Here is a 15976-nt window from a genome sequence, read left to right as displayed (position 1 = left end):
CGGGTCACGCGTCTGGAGAGCATTTCTCCTGACGGTATACTGGTCAAAGCCCGACCATCCTTTTGACATCGTCCGGCGAAGCGCCGGCTTCGCGCAAGGCGGCCAGACTGGTATCCCTGAGGCTCTTCGACAGTTTTCGCCCGTCCGGCCCGAGGATCAGCGGATGATGGAAATAGGCCGGCCGTGGTAACCCCAGAATCTCCTGGAGCAGACGCTGCACCCCGGTCGCGGAAAACAGGTCCTGGCCGCGCACGACATGGCTGACGCCTTGCAGCGCGTCGTCGATGACGACGGCGAGGTGGTAGCTGGTCGGGATGTCCCGGCGCGCCACGATCACGTCGCCCCAGTCCTGCGGACGGGCTTCGACCGGGCGCGTCGCCGATAGCGTCTCATCGGTGAATTCGGCCCATGTGAGGTCCTTGCCGGCCCGCGCCATGGCGGCGCCGACGTCCAGCCGCCAGGCGAAAGGCGCATTCTCGGCGATGCGCCGTTTGCGTTCCTTCATCGGCAATGCCTTGTCGGCCGGCGGATAGAGCGGCACACCGTCGGGATCGCGCGGCCATTCGCGTCCGCACCTTTCGCTGCCGGCGATGAAAGCCCTGATCTCGCCACGGCTCATGAAGGCGGGATAGACCAGTTCCTCGCGGATCAGCCGTTCCAGCACCGCTTCGTAGTCAGCGAAATGCTCGGATTGCCGGCGCACCGGCTCTTCCCAGCCTAGGCCCAACCATTTCAGGTCGGCAAACATGCCCGCCTCGAACTCCGGCGTGCAGCGCGTGGTGTCGATGTCTTCGACACGAAGCAGCAGGCGGCCGCCCATATGCATCGCCAGCTTCTGATTGAGCAGCGCCGAATAGGCGTGGCCCAGATGCAGTTCGCCGTTGGGGCTGGGCGCGAAGCGGAATGTCAGGAGCGTCATGTCTCAGGCGGCAATCGGGTTGTGCTGCGGTTTTGGCCGTTGCTACGTTGCGGCACATTTTCGGACAAGGATATCATGCAGCGCATCGCGACAGTGGACGACGTTGAGCAGGGGCTCGATGCACTTTGCGCGCTCGACCCGCGCCTGGAAAAAGTGCGCGGCATGGCCGGCGAGGTGCCGCTCAGGCTTTCGGAGCCCGGCTTCAGGAGCCTGGCCTCGATCATCGTCTCGCAGCAGGTGTCGCGGGCCAGCGCCGATGCCATCTTCGGCCGGCTGACGAAACTGGTCGATCCGCTGACGCCGCAAGCGATCCTGGCCGCCGGCGAGGACATGTTTCGCGAGGCCGGCCTGTCGCGGCCCAAGCAGCGTGGCCTTGTCGCGGTCGCCCAGGCCGTAGCCGACGGGCTCGACCTGCATCACCTTTGTTCGCTCGACGCTGGGGAGGCAATCGCCAGGATGACGGCTGTGCCCGGTATCGGTCCCTGGACGGCGGAAGTGTATCTGTTGTTTGCCGCCGGGCATCCCGATATTTTCCCGGCGCGCGATGTCGCCCTGCAGAGCGCTGTCGGCCGCGCGTTGGGCATCGACCCGCGTCCAGCGGAGAAAACACTGATCGCATTGGCCGAATCATGGAGCCCGTGGCGAGGTGTCGCATCGCGGCTTTTCTGGTCCTACTATCGCGAAACCAGGGGCCGGGACGCCGCACCGCCGGCCTGAATTTGCAAAAGCATAAAAATCATACGTTTTTGGCACCGCGCGCGAGCGACAATCCGCTTCACATCCCTGTCATGTCGGGCTTACAGTATCCGCGCCGAACGGTCGGGCTTTTGAAGCAGCGCATGATCCTTTCCGAAAGTCGAATTCGATTTTCGGGATCATGTGCGAACCAAGGAGGTCAACAAGGTGACGGTTGCCGTATCTCCGGATGGGCTTCCAGCGCTGGTGCTGAATGCGGATTACCGTCCGCTCAGCTATTACCCCTTGTCGCTCTGGTCCTGGCAGGATGCCATCAAGGCGGTGTTCCTCGACCGGGTGAACATCGTCGCCGAATACGAGCATGCGGTATCCTCACCGACCTTCTCGATGAAGTTGCCGAGCGTGGTCAGCCTGAAGGCCTATGTGAAGCCGTCCAGGCATCCGGCCTTCACCCGCTTCAACGTCTTCTTGCGCGATCGTTTCCAGTGCCAGTATTGCAGCACGCCCGACGACCTGACCTTCGACCATGTCATCCCTCGCCATCGCGGCGGTGCCACGACATGGGAGAACGTCGTCGCCGCCTGTTCGCCCTGCAATTTGAGGAAGGGCGGGATGATGCCGTCGCAGGCAAAGATGTGGCCTCTGCAGAAGCCGTATCAGCCAACCGTGCACGATCTGCACAATAACGGCCGGCTGTTTCCGCCCAACCATCTGCATGAAAGCTGGATGGATTATCTCTACTGGGATGTCGAACTGGAGCCTTGAGTCCGTCGAGAATTCGGCAGGCTGGGCGCCTGAAGCGTTTTTTGGGTCTGAGCGGCAACGGGGCAACAAAGGATTTCACGCATCGTCGCCATCGGTGCTTGAGGGTCGCGCAGCAGCCGGAGCTCCCTCGTGCGCTAAAATCCGGTAGTGCGAAGGCATATCGACCGAGCGCCGCATCGTGTCATGGACGTTTAATCCTGAGCGGTCGGCCGGATAACGATGCTGCCCGCCCGCAAGCAGACCGGCGCACGAGTCCCACTCCTCCGACCCACAATGGGTCACTCAATCTGCCGAATTCTTGAATGATCTCGCGACGGCGCTGTTGTGTCAGTCACGAGACAGAGCGCCGCGGAAGGCGACGGCGGCGAGGATCAGGCTGGCGATGGCATTCCAGCCGGCCAGGGACAGGCCGAGAATGCGCAAGGCGGCCTTGTCGCAGGAGGGCGGCACGAATTTGTCGAGCGCGTCGAGCACGCCTTTGCCGCCGGTGTCGACCGGTCCGGCCCCCGCCGTGCAATCGGCCGGACCCTGCCACCAGCCCCATTCGACGCCGGAGTGATAGATGCCGAGATAAAGGCCGTAGAGCATCAAGAGGCCGCCGATCGCCAGCAGGCCGCGCGTCAGCCATGCCGGTGCGCGCAGCATCGATGCGATCACCGCCAGCACCATCAAAGGCACGCCGATGTAATATGGGGTGCGCTGTTCCAGACAGAGATGGCAGGGTATGTAGCCGCCGATGTGCTGGAAACCGAGCGCCGAACCAACGGTCGCGGCCATCGCGACCGCGAGAAACAAGGCAGCGCGTGTCCGCTGGCGTCCGGTATCGGCATTCATGGTCGCTGTCATCGGTCTCTCGTCCATCGTGTTCGCCGTCTGCCAGATCTGCTTGCCACGCACTCAAAACCGTTGCGCGGTTTGAGCGACAAACGTCAGAGAGCGTATTTGATCAGTATATAGAGCAAAATCAGGGCAACCGCGGCGGCGCCGGCGATCAGGCCCAGGCGTTTTTCGATGAATTCGCGGATTGGCTCGCCATAGCGGCGCAAAAGCCACGCCAGGAGCACGAAGCGGCCGCCGCGCGCGATGATGGCCAGCACGATGAACAGCGCCAGATTGACGCCAAGGGCGCCGGACAGGATCGTCACGACCTTGATGGGCGGCAGATGCGCGGCACCCGAAGTGACCAGCATCAGGGCGATGAATTCGATGCTCACGCCGGCAGAGGAGCGCAACTGCTCGAACTCGTCATACTTGCCGTAGAATTCGAGGATGGGCCGCGCCACCGCGTCATAGGCGTAGTGGCCGATGAACCAGCCGGCAATGCCGCCCAGCACCGAGGCGACGGTGGCGATGAAGGCATAGCGATAGGCGCGATCCGGCCGCGACAATGCCATCGGCAGATAGAGCACGTCGGCCGGCACCAGGAATACCGAGCTTTCGACGAAAGCGATGAAGGCCAGCCACCATTCGGCTGATTTGCGGGCCGCCAGCGACAGGGTCCAGTCGTACAGTCCGCGAAGCATCGGCTCTCCTAGCGCAAGTGACCCAAAACCGCACGGCCGCCCTGGGACAAGGGCATGGATGAAAACAACGACGCAAAGCGCGCCGCAGCATGTCTCCAGACACGGCGCGCTTCGGTGCGCCGCCTGTCTAGAAAGATTTTCCGCGCTGCACAATGGCAGCACCGCCGCGAAATCGAAAGGCGAAGATTGGTCGCATCCAATGCGATACCGAGAATTGGCCAGTTGACGAACAGGCCTCCGACCGTATAGTCCGCGCCCATCCAGGCCGCCCGGCCTGAGCCCCTATGGCGGAATTGGTAGACGCGCTCGACTCAAAATCGAGTTCCGCAAGGAGTGCTGGTTCGATCCCGGCTAGGGGCACCATTTGGGCGCTTGGAAGTCAATAAATCAAACAGTTCAAGGGTTTGCCGTTCTCCGGGCGCTAACGGTCAGGGGCGAACACGGTATGAAAGCCAGCACGCAGGCGACGAGGATGCCCCATGGAACCAGATGAATGAACGAGAATTGACGTGTGTCGGCTGCCGAGTGTGGCCCTCCTAACAGGCCGAGTTGCATGGACATCAAGGCTCCTTCCTCATCCACCGGTGTTCTGCGGGGCTTCCAAAGCGACGGCATGTGGCTGATCCTCTCCTTGTTTGTGGCCGGCGGCCTCATCCTGGGCTTCGGCCTTCTCGCGGAGGAGGTCATTGAGGGCGACACAAAGGGTTTTGATCGGACAGTGCTTCTGGCGTTCCGCAGCGCCGGTGATCCGAGCAATCCGATTGGCCCCCCTTGGCTGGAAGAAATGGGACGTGATGTCACCTCCCTCGGCAGCTTGGCGTTCCTGGCCTTCGTGTCGGTAGCTGCAGTGGGGTATCTGCTGATCACACGGGAACGATGGTACGCGGCGTTGGTAGCCCTAGCCGTGGTCGGCGGGGAGGTAATCAGCACCTTACTCAAGATCGCGTTCGACCGGCCAAGGCCAGATGTTATTCATTCTGCAAGGGTCTTCACTGCGAGCTTTCCAAGCGGACACGCTATGCTTTCGGCGGTCACGTTCCTCACGCTCGGAGCCCTGCTCGCCAAAGCCAACCCCGATCACCGTGCCAAAGCCTACTTTGTCTCGCTCGCCCTGTTCTTGACGGTCATGGTCGGATTGAGCCGCGTGTATCTCGGCGTACACTACCCCACCGATGTTCTCGCGGGCTGGTGTGTCGGTTCCGCCTGGGCAATTCTGTGCTGGTCTGCCATCAGGTGGATTGAGCAAAGGCGAAGTCGTTAGCTCGGTGACTGTGCTGGGCTGTGCCGCCGCATCACGCGCCATTCGTGCCAGATCAGCACCATCACCACGGCATCGAAGACGGTCAAAACCAAGAGGCCGGCAGAGTGCGTGTAGGACCAGCGATAGACTTGATAAACCATAAACGCTCCAAGCGCCACGAGCGAAGCGGGATACGACCACAGCTTGCCTCGCAGCAGGCCGATGACCAAGAGCAGCTTGATTAGGCCGTGGCTGAGCAGGTAGAAGGCGTAGAACTCCTTGCTGGCGACCGAGAAATGGCTCGCCATCTGCGACAGATGGCCCGCTATGAAATCGTGCGGGTCTTCGATCAACTCGTCTTGGGTGAAGGCATTGACCCACGACGCAATCGCGCCTGTGGTGACGAAATAGAGCAGGACACCACCGAGACACTCGATCACGGCGTGAGCGCCCTTGAGCCAGACGCTGACTTCAAAAATCTGATGGATGCGTCGTTCGTCGACTGCTCTCATAAATTCACCTCGCGATCCTCAGTAACGGAAGCAAGACCGAATGGATGCAACTCTTACTCACTGGATCAACGGGGCCGCCGGGCTTCACCCCGTGCTTGACATGGTAATGATCGGGGTCTCCCAGATCGGCGTTCCGTTCATGGTGATGGCCGTGGTCCTGCAATGGTGGGTCAAGGCCGACCGCTACCACGTTCGACACGCGGCCCTGTCAGCGGGTCTGGCGTTCTTGCTCGGTCTGGCGATCAACCAGTTCATCCTGTTGTTCGTGCATCGGATACGGCCCTATGATGCCGGCGTGACGCATTTGTTGATCGCGCCTAGCGCGGACTGGTCCTTCCCCTCAGATCACGCGACCGCGACCATGGCCATCGTTGCGGCGTTCGCGATGCAAGCCCTGCCGCGCCGAACGCTTGCTCTTGGCGTTTTGGCATGTCTGGTTTGCTGGTCCAGAATTTTCATCGGCACCCACTACCTCACTGACGTGCTCGGCGGTGCCATCACTGGCATCGTGGGAGCCGTTGTGGTGCGTTTGACCTACCGTGAGAACTCTCGGCTGAACAATCTGGCGATCAAAATCCTGTAAGAGCCAGGGTCCGAGCCTGTTGATGCTTCCTCCAGCTGTGATGGCCATCCCGGTGCCGAGTGGTTGGGTGTAGCAGGCCGGCCCGTGCGGGCACAGGAGACGGCTTAGACACGCGCTTCTGCCGCTCCCATGCGAGGGCGGCAGAGCCTAAGAGGCTGTCTCGATTAGACTTTTCAGCGTTTTTCCACCGAGTTCGATTTGGTGGAAATACCCCGGCTAGGGGCACCATTTGATCGCTTTGAAGTCAACAAATCCAACCCCAAGACCGTGGGCGTGAGCCATTTTGGTCAGACCACATTTTAGCTCGCTGACCTCAGGGCTTCGCGCTAGGCTCTATCTTTAACGTTCATCGTTGGGAGGAAACGCGGTGAACATGACGCGGCATCGGATATTACCCCGCCTGACAAGCGAAGAGCTTGTTTCCATGACGCTATCGGGGTGGGAGGCATTTGCGATAGTCTCCACCCGGGAAGTGATCGCGGAGGTTCGACGCCTGGCGCCGGACTGGCCGTGCAGCGATGACGCCCTGGTCGAGGCCGTGGTCAAATTCGCAACTGGTCGGACCATGGCCGTTTGTTTTGACCATCGCGACCAACACGCCGTTTGAAGTTTAGGAAGCATTCACGGAGGTTGCGCGCGGAAGGCTTTCAAAGCGGGAGGCGTCGCCGGAGTTTAGCCAGCGTCAGCCAATTCTCGATCAGCAAGGCAAAGCTGAGGGCACCGCAGCCATCTGCCCAAGACGGAGAAAGGACGCCGGCCCATGCCGGCGCCTCTCAACGAAATGGACGTTTGAACGAACTACCAACTCTGGCGGCGATACCAGTCGTCGACCTCCTGGCGAACGCGATCCTTCGCGATGCCGTAGCGTTCCTGAATCTTGCCCTCCAGCTGGTCGCGCCTCCCGGCTATCTGGTCAAGATCGTCGTCGGTGAGATCGCCCCACTGTTCCTTCACCTTGCCCTTGAATTGCTTCCAGTTTCCTTCGATGCGGTTCCAATCCATGGTTCTCTCCTCGATGGTCTGTCGAAAGCAGGGCGAGCACGCCCCGTCATGACATCCAACATCCAGCTCTGCAAAAATGTTCCGGAATAGCTCGCCTATATTCAGCTACGGGTGTCGCATTGAGCGCTTCGGGAGGTGGGCAGCGATGCAAGATCAGCGTTTTGACCAACCCGTCCAGGTCGCACTTGGCAGGTCCGTTGCGGCATCCCGCGCCCCCGCCAATCCGGTCAGCGAAAGGAAGTCAGTTCCGAAAAATACATATCAATAAAGATGGCGAACAGGTTGATCGCCGGCTTGGTCGCGCGTTTGCCTATCTGCATGGTCGGCGAAGTATCCATCGGGAAATCAGGAAGTTGAGGATCGTCGTGACGGCAAGGGTCAGGAAGAACGCGATCGCGGTCTTCTGCTGGATGCTTCGCAGAAAGTGAAGACTCGCCAATCCGATCAGGAAGACGACAATGATCGAGCCCCCCATCGCCAGGCGATCGGCAAAACCGGTGCGTCCTCCGGGAAAGACACGCTCGGGATAGAACATCATGACGAACAACAGACCGGCCAGCCAGGCAATGGTATAGGAAATACCTGAAGGCAGGACAACGAGGCCGGCAAAATAGATGAGGCTGGTCAAAGCTGTGTTGAGACCACCGGCGACGAGGAAGCGGACAGCGTCTGCGCGCATTCGGTCAGCGGCCGTCCTGTCTGACTACGCTGAGGAAATCCGTATAATCCCTGATGTAGTCACTGGCGTCATAGTGATGCGAAGCCATGACCAGCAAGACCGTGTCTGGCTGGAATTTGTACTGGATTCCCCAGATGCCTGGCGGCATGTAGAGCCCGATCGACGGTTCGGCCAGTGAAACCTCTTTTCTGTCATGGCCGTTGTCGAGGACAACCGAAAGCCGGCCGTGGGCGGCGATAAGGAATTGATGGCATTCGCGATGCGCGTGCTCGCCCCGGACCTTGTCGGAAGGCACGCCGTAGACCAGAAAGGAGCGTGCCGGTTTGAAGGGCAGGTTCGAACCGAACTCCAGCGGTGCGATCTCGCCGCGCAGGTCGCCAAAATGCGGCAGCCGCCAGAGTTCGCCGCCGCCGATGCCAAGCGGCATTCTTTCGCCGGGCGTATCGGGGAATGTCTGCGTCACTGTCGGCTGGATTTGCGGACCGGTCTGGTAGCCGATGATGATGGCTGGATTTCCGACCACCACGGCATTGGGGGGAACGTTTTTGGTCACCACCGCGCCGGCGCCGATCATCGCCTGACGTCCGATGACTATGCCTGGCAGGATGGTCGCATTAGCGCCTATTGATGCCCCGTCCTCCACCGTCGTCAGAAGAAATGCCTCGGGATACTCTTTCGAGCGCGGGAAACGATCGTTGGTGAATGTCGCGTTTGGACCAACGAACACGCGGTTCCCAAGGCGGAGGCCGTCCCACAATTGAACGCCACTTTTTATAGTCACGTCATCACCGATCACCACGTCGTTCTCGATGAAAACATGATCACAAATGTTGCAGCCCGCACCGATAGCGGCGCCCGGCAGAACGTGGGCAAACGCCCAGATGCGTGTTCCCTGGCCGATATGCGGACTTTCGCAGATGCCCTGCTCATGAACAAAAAATGCCTTGCCGGTCATTTCGATGTCCCCTCGACGACGCGGCTGATCACCCGGAGGGGCCGTGACTTGGTGTTTTCAACCGCCCGCCAGAGATAGCAGCCGAGAATGCCCTGGACCATCAGACTGGCCGATCCGAAGCCCACGATCAGCAGCACCAGCGTTGTGTAGCCCGCCGCGTCAATGTTGCCGAGCAACCGCGCCGCGACGGTAACGGCCGCAAACATCAGGCTGAGCAGGCAGCCCGCAAAGCCCACCCAAAGGGTCAGAATTATCGGGAAGTCGGAGAACGAAAAGATGCTGTCCATCATGTATCTGAACCGACGGGCCATGCTCCAGGCACTCGTTCCGTGCTCTCGTTCGCGCCGGCGATAGGGCACGAATTCCCGCCTGAAGCCAACCCAGAACAATTGCACGACAAGCGAGGAGTTGGGCTCCTCGATGGACAGGATCGCTTCCAGCACCTGGCGGTTGCAGGCAAAAATATCGACCCCGCCGCTTGGCATGCTGGGCAGGACGAGCCTGCGGTAGGCCGCCCAGAACGCTTTCGACAAAAACCGTGTGATCGGCGGATCATTGCGGCCGGTCCTGCGTCCAAATACGACGTCTGCGCCATCCTTATCCAGGATCGAGAAGAACTCCACGATCAGTTCCGGCGGCTCCTGGAGGTCGGCGGCCATGGCGGCGACATGATCGCCAGAAGCATGCTCGAGACCGGTTCGAATGGCGGTGAAGGAGCCGAAATTCCGGCTGTGAAAGATGATCTTGTAGTCGAAGCCGGAGGTCTTCAGCGCATTGAGAAGCAGGGGCCCCGATTCATCCGGCGACCCGTCGATGACGAAGACGAATTCGATATCGCCCCCATATCTGGCATGAAAATTGGCGACCGCCTGCATCAGGGAGGGGACATTCGCCTGATTGCGGTAGATCGGAAAAACGATCGAGCGTGTCGTCACATTGCCTCCCATTGGGCGAGCGCCAGACAGACTTGGCCGACCTCGTCATTCGTCATGTCGGGATAGCATGGCACGGTGCAGAGACGGTTGACGCTGGCCCTTGAGACCACCAGATTTTCGGTTCCTTTCATCGGCAGTCCTGCCCAGCCAACCTGATCGCAGTCAAGGACGGGGTAGTGGATATCGGTATCGACGCCACGCTCCTTCATGAAAATCCTGAATGCATCGCGCTCCTCGCATAGGGCGACGGCAAGGTGCGCGATCGCGCCGTCACCGCCTTCCACGAACTGCAGCCGCCGCCCGGCGGCCGACTTGTAGCGGCCCAGAATAGCACGGCGCTGTTCGTTTCTATCGCCCAGATCACGCAGAAAGACATCAAGAACGGCCGCCTGGACCTCATCCATGCGGGAATTCCGGCCATAGGGTACGCCGACATGGTATTTTGAAATCCAGCCATATTGCTGCAGCCGCCGTACATGTTTGGCGATCGCCGGCTCCGACGTCAGAATGGCGCCTCCGTCACCCGCCGCGCCGAGATTCTTGGTCGGGTAGAAGCTGAAAGTCGACACGTCCGCGAGCGAACCCGCCACGCGCCCGCCGATACGTGCGCCATGCGCCTGTGCACAATCCTCCACGATAGGAATATGTGAGAGCCCGGTCTCGGCGAGCGCGCTCTTGATGGCACCGACATCGACGACGCCACCATAAAGATGCGTGACCACGATGGCAGCGGTATCGATGCCGGCCGCGGCCAGCACCGATGAAACGCTGATCAACTGGCTGGCTGCCTCGACGTCGACATAGTGGGGGACAAGGTCGTTGTGCCAGCAGGCGCAACTTGCGTAGCCGCCGGCATTGGCAGCCATGATGACTTCGCGTCCCCGAGCGCCATTGCGTGAGACAACCGCAGCTAAGGCCAGTTCGAGAGCGTCCGTTCCGTTGGCCACAAGAACGCAATCCGAGACGCCGATGAAGCCTGCAAAGTTGGCGGCAAATTTCTTGCCCATCGCGCCATTGAGCCACCATCCGGAGCGCAGTGTGCCTGTTATTTCACGTTCAATTTCGACCTGGTATCGTCGATACAGTCGCTTGAGGTCGTTCATCGGGACGGAATCTTGTTTCGTCATCGGCGACTCAATGGCTGAATCTGTTTTTCACTTCGAGAGTGGTCGCTGGACACAACTCTTGGCAAGCTGAATTAATGCTGTCGTCAAAAGACCGCGACCTCCATTGAACGCGATACGCCGGCTGCGCGACAGGTTGATTGACCGCGGCCAGGCTCGTCTCGACGGACCCCTTACCGCCTTTTCAGCAAACTCTTCATCCGGTTGCGCAGCAGTCGCGCCATGTTGCGGGTCTCTCGGTAGAGGTGCAACTGTGAGGCGGCCTGGCGGGCGAGGCGGTCGGCGTCGCGCGTCAACCCGATCACCAGCGTGCCGACCGGCTTGCGCTCGCTCCATAACCGGCTCATCACCGGGTGATCGGGCACCGCGCAGGAATCGGTCATCATGATGTTGGGATCTTCGAGATGCTGCCTGGTGACCTCGATCATCAGCAGCGTGCCGGGCGAATAGACGGCCAGCGCCTCGTCATAGGCTGTCTTCCAGGTGTAGGCGACGCCAGCTTCGACGAAGACGATCAGGCAAGCGATGGTGCGGCCGTCGAGCGTCAGCGAATGAATGCGGCACATGTCCTGTTCGGCGAGCCGGTGCACAGCCTCGCGGGCGAAGGCGGCGCGGAATCGGTCGATCGCCATGGCGGTGCGCTCGCGGCCTTTCCAGCCGGACGCTTCCAGCGTCAGGAAGTGCTCGATGGCGTGGCGGATTTCCTCGGGGCCGCGTGCCACGACGTGTTCGAGCTTGCCGAGATCGCCTAGGCGCCGCTTCAGGCGGCGAAACTCGCGATAATGGTGCGCGCGCAGCGAAGCCTTCAGATAGTCGTCGCCGTCGAGTTCGCTCTCCAGCACCGGGCGTGAGGTCTGACCCGTGGTGACCAGCATCAGCCCGCGCGTCTCGGCCACGGTGCCGATCAGGCTCGCCACCGGACCGTCCAGCCTGATGTCGGGCAGGACCAGGACTTTCGGCAACTTCAAATGCGGGCGCGACAGCATCGAGAAGAAATCCTCGACCACGCCGACCGGATCGTCGCGGTCGATCAGCGGCGTGCCGAGCGGACCGAACGGGCTCGACCATGTGCGCATGACCGGCACGCCCAGCGGCACCATCGGCCGCTCCACCGAGATCGGCACCAGCAGGCGCAGCCGGTTGCGGTATTCGTCACCGTCGCGGATCACTGCAAGGCGTACCTCGCGGTCTTCCAGCCGGGGCATGGCCGGCGCCAGAAAGCGCGGGTTGAAGAAGACGTTCGGCTCGATCGTGCGGGCGCAGAGATAGTCCAGTTCCTCGACCAGGTCGAAGCCGGCCGATGCCGGGTAGATGGCGAGTTTGCGCTCGGGCCGGTTGTTGGCGAGGATCTCGATATGGGCCGGATCGGCGTCGCGCGCCAGTCCGGCAAGGCCGGACACCATGGCGCCGGCGGAACCGCCGCTGGTTTCCTCGAGCAAGGGGATGGCGGCCATCAGGCGGCTCCTTCGGCTGGCACGAAGATCGCCATGACGATGCCGAGCCTGCGCCAGACCGTGAAGGACAGCGCGCCGGCCTCGAAGATCATGGCGAAGGCGGTGGCCAGGGACGCGCCCCACAGGCCGAAAAACGGGATCAGCACCACGTTGAGCGCGACGTTGAAGGCCAGTGTCATGGCATGGACGGCGGCGCAGACATTCTGATTGCCGCTGATGGCGAGCAGGCTTTCGCAAGGACCGACGGCGGCGCGCGCCGCGACGCGCTCGTCGGCGGTGAACAGCACGGCGTCGATGCGGTCAAGCAGCGGCCCCAGCGCCAAACGCTGCGGCAAGAACCGCCCGACAGTCGTGGCCGCGGAAAAGCGCACCCCGATTTCTCTCCGTTTCCCGCCTCTTTTCAGGCTTTGGTGTAGCGAAGACACCTTAAGAAAGCGTGGGTGGGGAGCGTCCTTCTACTCGTCACTATATGGGGAGAAGGTGCCGGCAGGCGGATGAGGGGCGGCGCAGGGTTTGGAGATTTACGTCGGGAAGGTTGGAGGAATCCTCCTACAGGCGAGCCGCGGTTGCGAAGTCATCTCCAAGGTGGAGACATCAGACAAAATCGCAAGCCTCGGCGCCGCCCTCATCGCGGCCCCTTCGGGTTACCTTCTCCCCGTAGCGACGGTAGCGACGGGGAGGAGGAAAGAGCTGCGTCCTTAGGCGAACGCGCCGTGGCAGTGCTTATATTTCTTGCCGGAGCCGCAGGGGCAGGCTTCGTTACGGCCGACCTTGCCCCAGCTTGCGGGGTTATTCGGGTCGCGATCTTCGGGAGCGACGATGACATTCTGCTCCGGACGGACGAGGAGGGCGGTCTCACCACCATCGAAATCGTTCTCGCCGGTGGTGCCGTCGATATGCGTGCCGAACATGTCGGGCGCTTCGGGCGGTGGGGCTTCGGCGGCCTGGCGGACCAGTTCGACGCGCATCAGCTGCGCGGTGACGGCCTGGCGCAGATTGCCGAGCATCGCCTGGAACAGCTCGAACGCCTCGCTCTTGTATTCCTGCAGCGGATCGCGCTGGGCGTAGCCGCGGAAGCCGACCACCGAACGCAGATGGTCGAGATTGACGATGTGCTCGCGCCACAGATGGTCGAGCGTCTGCAGCACCACCGAGCGCTCGACATAGGTCATCACCTCGGGGCCGAAACGGTCGGCGCGCTCCTTGGCGGCGTCGGCGGCGGCGGCAGAGATGCGCTCGCGGATGTCGTCCTCGGCGATGCCTTCTTCCTTCACCCAGTCCTCGACCGGCAGGTCGAGATTGAGGAATTCGGCGACCTCGGCCTTCAGGCCCGCGACGTCCCACTGCTCGGCGTAAGCGTTTTCGGGTATCGCCTTGGCGACGATCTCGTCGATGACGCCTTCGCGCATCTCGCTGATGGTTTCCGAGAGGCCCTCGCCGTCCATCAGCTCGATGCGCTGTTCGAACACCACCTTGCGCTGGTCGTTGGAGACGTCGTCATATTTCAACAGGTTCTTGCGGATGTCGAAGTTGCGCGCCTCGACCTTCTTCTGCGCCTTTTCCAGCGCCTTGTTGATCCACGGGTGGATGATCGCCTCATCTTCCTTGAGGCCGAGCTTCTGCAGCATGCCGTCCATGCGCTCGGACCCGAAGATGCGCATCAGGTCATCCTGCAGCGACAGGAAGAATTTCGAGCGGCCGGGGTCGCCCTGGCGGCCCGAACGACCTCTGAGCTGATTGTCGATGCGGCGCGACTCGTGGCGCTCGGTGGCGAGCACGTAAAGGCCGCCGGCGGCCAGCGCCTTTTCCTTCAGGCGCTCGACGTCGGCATAAATCTCCTTTTCACGCGCCTCGCGCTCGGGACCCTCCGGCATGTCGCCCAGCTCGTCGGCGATGCGCATCTCGGCATTGCCGCCAAGCTTGATATCGGTACCGCGGCCGGCCATGTTGGTTGCGATGGTGATGGCGCCGGGCTTGCCGGCCTGGGCGACGATCGCCGCCTCGCGCTCGTGGTGGCGGGCGTTCAGCACCTCGAAATCCGTGAAGCCTTCCTTGCGCAGGCGCTCGGCCAACTGCTCGGACTTTTCGATCGACGTCGTACCCACCAGCGTCGGCTGGCCCTTGGCGCTGGCTTCGCGGATCTCCCTGACGATCGCCTTGTACTTCTCTTCGACCGTCCGGTAGACCTCGTCGTCCTCGTCCTTGCGGATAACGGGCAGGTTGGTCGGGATCTCGGTGACTTCGAGACCGTAGATGTTGCCGAATTCCTCGGCCTCGGTCAGCGCTGTGCCGGTCATGCCGGAAAGCTTCTTGTAGAGGCGGAAATAGTTCTGGAAGGTGACGGAGGCGAGCGTCTGGTTCTCCGGCTGGATCGCCACATGCTCCTTGGCTTCGAGCGCCTGGTGCAGGCCTTCCGAATAGCGGCGGCCCGGCATCATGCGGCCGGTGAACTCGTCGATGATGACGATCTCGCCGTTGCGCACGATGTAGTCCTTGTCGCGCTGGAACAGCCGGTGCGCCTTCAGCGCGTTGTTGACGTGATGGACGATAGCGACGTTCTCGACGTCGTAGAGCGACTCGCCCTTGAGCAGGTCGGCATCGCGCAGCATGTTCTCCAGCTTCTCGGTGCCTTCCTCGGTGAAGATCGAGGTCTTCTGCTTCTCGTCGATTTCATAATCCTGCGGCTGCAGCTGGATGATGAAGGTGTCGATGGTGTTGTACATTTCCGAACGGTCCTCGAGCGGACCGGAAATGATCAGCGGCGTGCGTGCTTCGTCGACCAGGATGGAATCGACCTCGTCGACGATCGCGTAGTTGTGACCGCGCTGCACCATCTGGGCGCGCTCATACTTCATGTTGTCGCGCAGATAGTCGAAGCCGAGCTCGTTGTTGGTGGCGTAAGTGACGTCGGAGGCGTAGGCGACGCGGCGCTCCTCGTCCGACAGGCCGTGGACGATGACGCCGACCGAAAGGCCGAGGAATTTGTAGACGCGGCCCATCCATTCGGAGTCGCGGGTGGCGAGATAGTCGTTGACAGTGACGACATGGACGCCATTGCCGGCAAGCGCGTTGAGATAGACCGGCAGCGTCGCGACCAGGGTCTTGCCTTCGCCGGTGCGCATCTCGGCGATGCCGCCATTGTGCAGCACCATGCCGCCAACCAGCTGGACGTCGAAGGGGCGCATGCCGAGCACGCGGCGCGCCGCCTCGCGGGCGGTCGCGAAGGCAGGGACCAACAGGTCGTCAAGGCTGGCGCCGTTGGCGATGTCCTGGCGGAACTTTTTCGTGCGGCCGGCAAGCTCGGCGTCGGAGAGTGCCCGCATCTCGTTTTCCATGGCGTTGATCGCCTCGACGCGGGGGCGGGTCGATTTGACCCGACGGTCGTTGGAGGAACCGAAAACCTTACGGGCGAGACCGCCGAGACTGACCATCCAATGGTCCTTTCGATAGAATTCTCAATCTTGAGACAGGCGCCGGCCGGCCCCATCACATCCACGTGAACGCACCGCCTGAATGCGGGCAAACACAAAAAGCGCCCGGAAAACGGTTCTGGACGCCAAGTCGTTGGACAGATAAGAGGGGGCTCAAC

At 61.6% G+C, this 15976-nt stretch carries 15 protein-coding genes, 1 tRNA gene and 1 pseudogene; 5 read left to right on the top strand and 12 right to left on the bottom strand.

Translation table 11 applies throughout. The features are described 5' to 3' along the window. Positions 1–43: 43 nt before the first annotated feature. The gene (gene gluQRS / locus FJ941_RS04010) at positions 44–919 is read right to left on the bottom strand and encodes a tRNA glutamyl-Q(34) synthetase GluQRS (RefSeq protein WP_140503233.1); all 876 of its coding nucleotides are present in this window, start codon (positions 917–919) and stop codon (positions 44–46) included. Positions 920–994: 75 nt separating this feature from the next. On the opposite strand from gluQRS, the gene FJ941_RS04005 reads away from it, so the two are divergent. Then, positions 995–1636 carry a DNA-3-methyladenine glycosylase gene (locus tag FJ941_RS04005; RefSeq protein WP_140503231.1) on the top strand — a complete coding sequence of 214 codons (642 nt, stop codon included), beginning with the start codon at positions 995–997 and terminating at the stop codon, positions 1634–1636. Between the two features lie 186 nt (positions 1637–1822). Further along, the gene (locus FJ941_RS04000; RefSeq protein WP_027143453.1) at positions 1823–2380 is read left to right on the top strand and encodes an HNH endonuclease; all 558 of its coding nucleotides are present in this window, start codon (positions 1823–1825) and stop codon (positions 2378–2380) included. Between the two features lie 327 nt (positions 2381–2707). Here the strand turns inward: FJ941_RS04000 and FJ941_RS03995 are convergent, their stop codons facing one another. Beyond that, complete coding sequence (locus FJ941_RS03995; RefSeq protein ID WP_140503229.1) at positions 2708–3226, bottom strand: disulfide bond formation protein B; 519 nt, start codon at positions 3224–3226, stop codon at positions 2708–2710. A gap of 83 nt (positions 3227–3309) precedes the next feature. After that, a complete protein-coding gene (locus tag FJ941_RS03990; RefSeq protein ID WP_027143451.1) occupies positions 3310–3903 on the bottom strand; it encodes a YqaA family protein in 594 nt (197 codons plus the stop codon). Positions 3904–4181: 278 nt separating this feature from the next. On the opposite strand from FJ941_RS03990, the gene FJ941_RS03985 reads away from it, so the two are divergent. Together FJ941_RS03985 and FJ941_RS03980 are read left to right on the top strand one after the other, a co-directional pair. Continuing rightward, a tRNA-Leu gene (locus tag FJ941_RS03985) sits at positions 4182–4266 on the top strand. A 190-nt stretch (positions 4267–4456) separates the two neighbouring features. Next, positions 4457–5164, top strand: a complete 708-nt coding sequence (locus FJ941_RS03980; protein ID WP_181169708.1) for a phosphatase PAP2 family protein — start codon at positions 4457–4459, stop codon at positions 5162–5164. Here the strand turns inward: FJ941_RS03980 and FJ941_RS03975 are convergent. Further along, complete coding sequence (locus FJ941_RS03975; protein ID WP_140503227.1) at positions 5161–5655, bottom strand: DUF2127 domain-containing protein; 495 nt, start codon at positions 5653–5655, stop codon at positions 5161–5163. The genes FJ941_RS03980 and FJ941_RS03975 overlap by 4 nt on opposite strands. A gap of 40 nt (positions 5656–5695) precedes the next feature. Between FJ941_RS03975 and FJ941_RS03970 the strand changes: the two genes are divergently transcribed. After that, entirely contained in the window at positions 5696–6238 is a 543-nt protein-coding gene (locus FJ941_RS03970; protein ID WP_140503225.1) for a phosphatase PAP2 family protein, read from the top strand. A 798-nt stretch (positions 6239–7036) separates the two neighbouring features. Here the strand turns inward: FJ941_RS03970 and FJ941_RS03965 are convergent. From FJ941_RS03965 to secA, 8 genes and pseudogenes are all read right to left on the bottom strand, one after another. Beyond that, positions 7037–7240, bottom strand: coding sequence for a CsbD family protein (locus FJ941_RS03965; protein WP_027143449.1), 204 nt, complete (start codon positions 7238–7240; stop codon positions 7037–7039). A gap of 310 nt (positions 7241–7550) precedes the next feature. After that, the gene (locus FJ941_RS03960; RefSeq protein WP_140503223.1) at positions 7551–7919 is read right to left on the bottom strand and encodes a hypothetical protein; all 369 of its coding nucleotides are present in this window, start codon (positions 7917–7919) and stop codon (positions 7551–7553) included. Positions 7920–7923: 4 nt separating this feature from the next. Continuing rightward, positions 7924–8874: a WxcM-like domain-containing protein gene (locus FJ941_RS03955; protein ID WP_140503221.1), complete on the bottom strand. Its 951-nt coding sequence runs from the start codon at positions 8872–8874 to the stop codon at positions 7924–7926. After that, entirely contained in the window at positions 8871–9809 is a 939-nt protein-coding gene (locus FJ941_RS03950; RefSeq protein ID WP_210242211.1) for a glycosyltransferase family 2 protein, read from the bottom strand. Before FJ941_RS03950 ends, FJ941_RS03955 begins: the two co-directional genes overlap by 4 nt. After that, positions 9806–10912 (bottom strand): DegT/DnrJ/EryC1/StrS family aminotransferase, encoded by a 1107-nt coding sequence (locus FJ941_RS03945; protein ID WP_181169707.1) that lies wholly within the window; start codon positions 10910–10912, stop codon positions 9806–9808. The genes FJ941_RS03950 and FJ941_RS03945 overlap by 4 nt, the downstream gene beginning before the upstream one ends. A gap of 194 nt (positions 10913–11106) precedes the next feature. Next, entirely contained in the window at positions 11107–12387 is a 1281-nt protein-coding gene (locus FJ941_RS03940; RefSeq protein ID WP_140503215.1) for a GNAT family N-acetyltransferase, read from the bottom strand. Continuing rightward, positions 12387–12644 (bottom strand): annotated as a pseudogene (locus tag FJ941_RS03935) (polysaccharide biosynthesis C-terminal domain-containing protein); the annotation flags it as partial. The pseudogene FJ941_RS03935 and the gene FJ941_RS03940, both read right to left, overlap by 1 nt. A gap of 441 nt (positions 12645–13085) precedes the next feature. Further along, positions 13086–15818: a preprotein translocase subunit SecA gene (secA, locus tag FJ941_RS03930; protein WP_140503213.1), complete on the bottom strand. Its 2733-nt coding sequence runs from the start codon at positions 15816–15818 to the stop codon at positions 13086–13088. Between the last annotated feature and the right edge of the window lie 158 nt (positions 15819–15976).

Source organism: Mesorhizobium sp. B2-3-13 (genome assembly GCF_006442195.1).
In the GTDB taxonomy this organism is placed as follows: Bacteria; Pseudomonadota; Alphaproteobacteria; order Rhizobiales; family Rhizobiaceae; genus Mesorhizobium; species Mesorhizobium salmacidum.
This window is presented reverse-complemented; position numbering and strand designations above follow the sequence as displayed.

Coding starts and splice junctions, on each gene's coding strand:
- gluQRS (WP_140503233.1), bottom strand. CDS start 919: ATGACGCTCCTGACATTCCGCTTCGCGCCCAGCCCCAACGGCGAACTG.
- FJ941_RS04005 (WP_140503231.1), top strand. CDS start 995: ATGCAGCGCATCGCGACAGTGGACGACGTTGAGCAGGGGCTCGATGCA.
- FJ941_RS03995 (WP_140503229.1), bottom strand. CDS start 3,226: ATGACAGCGACCATGAATGCCGATACCGGACGCCAGCGGACACGCGCT.
- FJ941_RS03990 (WP_027143451.1), bottom strand. CDS start 3,903: ATGCTTCGCGGACTGTACGACTGGACCCTGTCGCTGGCGGCCCGCAAA.
- FJ941_RS03980 (WP_181169708.1), top strand. CDS start 4,457: ATGGACATCAAGGCTCCTTCCTCATCCACCGGTGTTCTGCGGGGCTTC.
- FJ941_RS03975 (WP_140503227.1), bottom strand. CDS start 5,655: ATGAGAGCAGTCGACGAACGACGCATCCATCAGATTTTTGAAGTCAGC.
- FJ941_RS03970 (WP_140503225.1), top strand. CDS start 5,696: ATGGATGCAACTCTTACTCACTGGATCAACGGGGCCGCCGGGCTTCAC.
- FJ941_RS03965 (WP_027143449.1), bottom strand. CDS start 7,240: ATGGATTGGAACCGCATCGAAGGAAACTGGAAGCAATTCAAGGGCAAG.
- FJ941_RS03960 (WP_140503223.1), bottom strand. CDS start 7,919: ATGCGCGCAGACGCTGTCCGCTTCCTCGTCGCCGGTGGTCTCAACACA.
- FJ941_RS03955 (WP_140503221.1), bottom strand. CDS start 8,874: ATGACCGGCAAGGCATTTTTTGTTCATGAGCAGGGCATCTGCGAAAGT.
- FJ941_RS03945 (WP_181169707.1), bottom strand. CDS start 10,912: ATGAACGACCTCAAGCGACTGTATCGACGATACCAGGTCGAAATTGAA.
- FJ941_RS03940 (WP_140503215.1), bottom strand. CDS start 12,387: ATGGCCGCCATCCCCTTGCTCGAGGAAACCAGCGGCGGTTCCGCCGGC.
- secA (WP_140503213.1), bottom strand. CDS start 15,818: ATGGTCAGTCTCGGCGGTCTCGCCCGTAAGGTTTTCGGTTCCTCCAAC.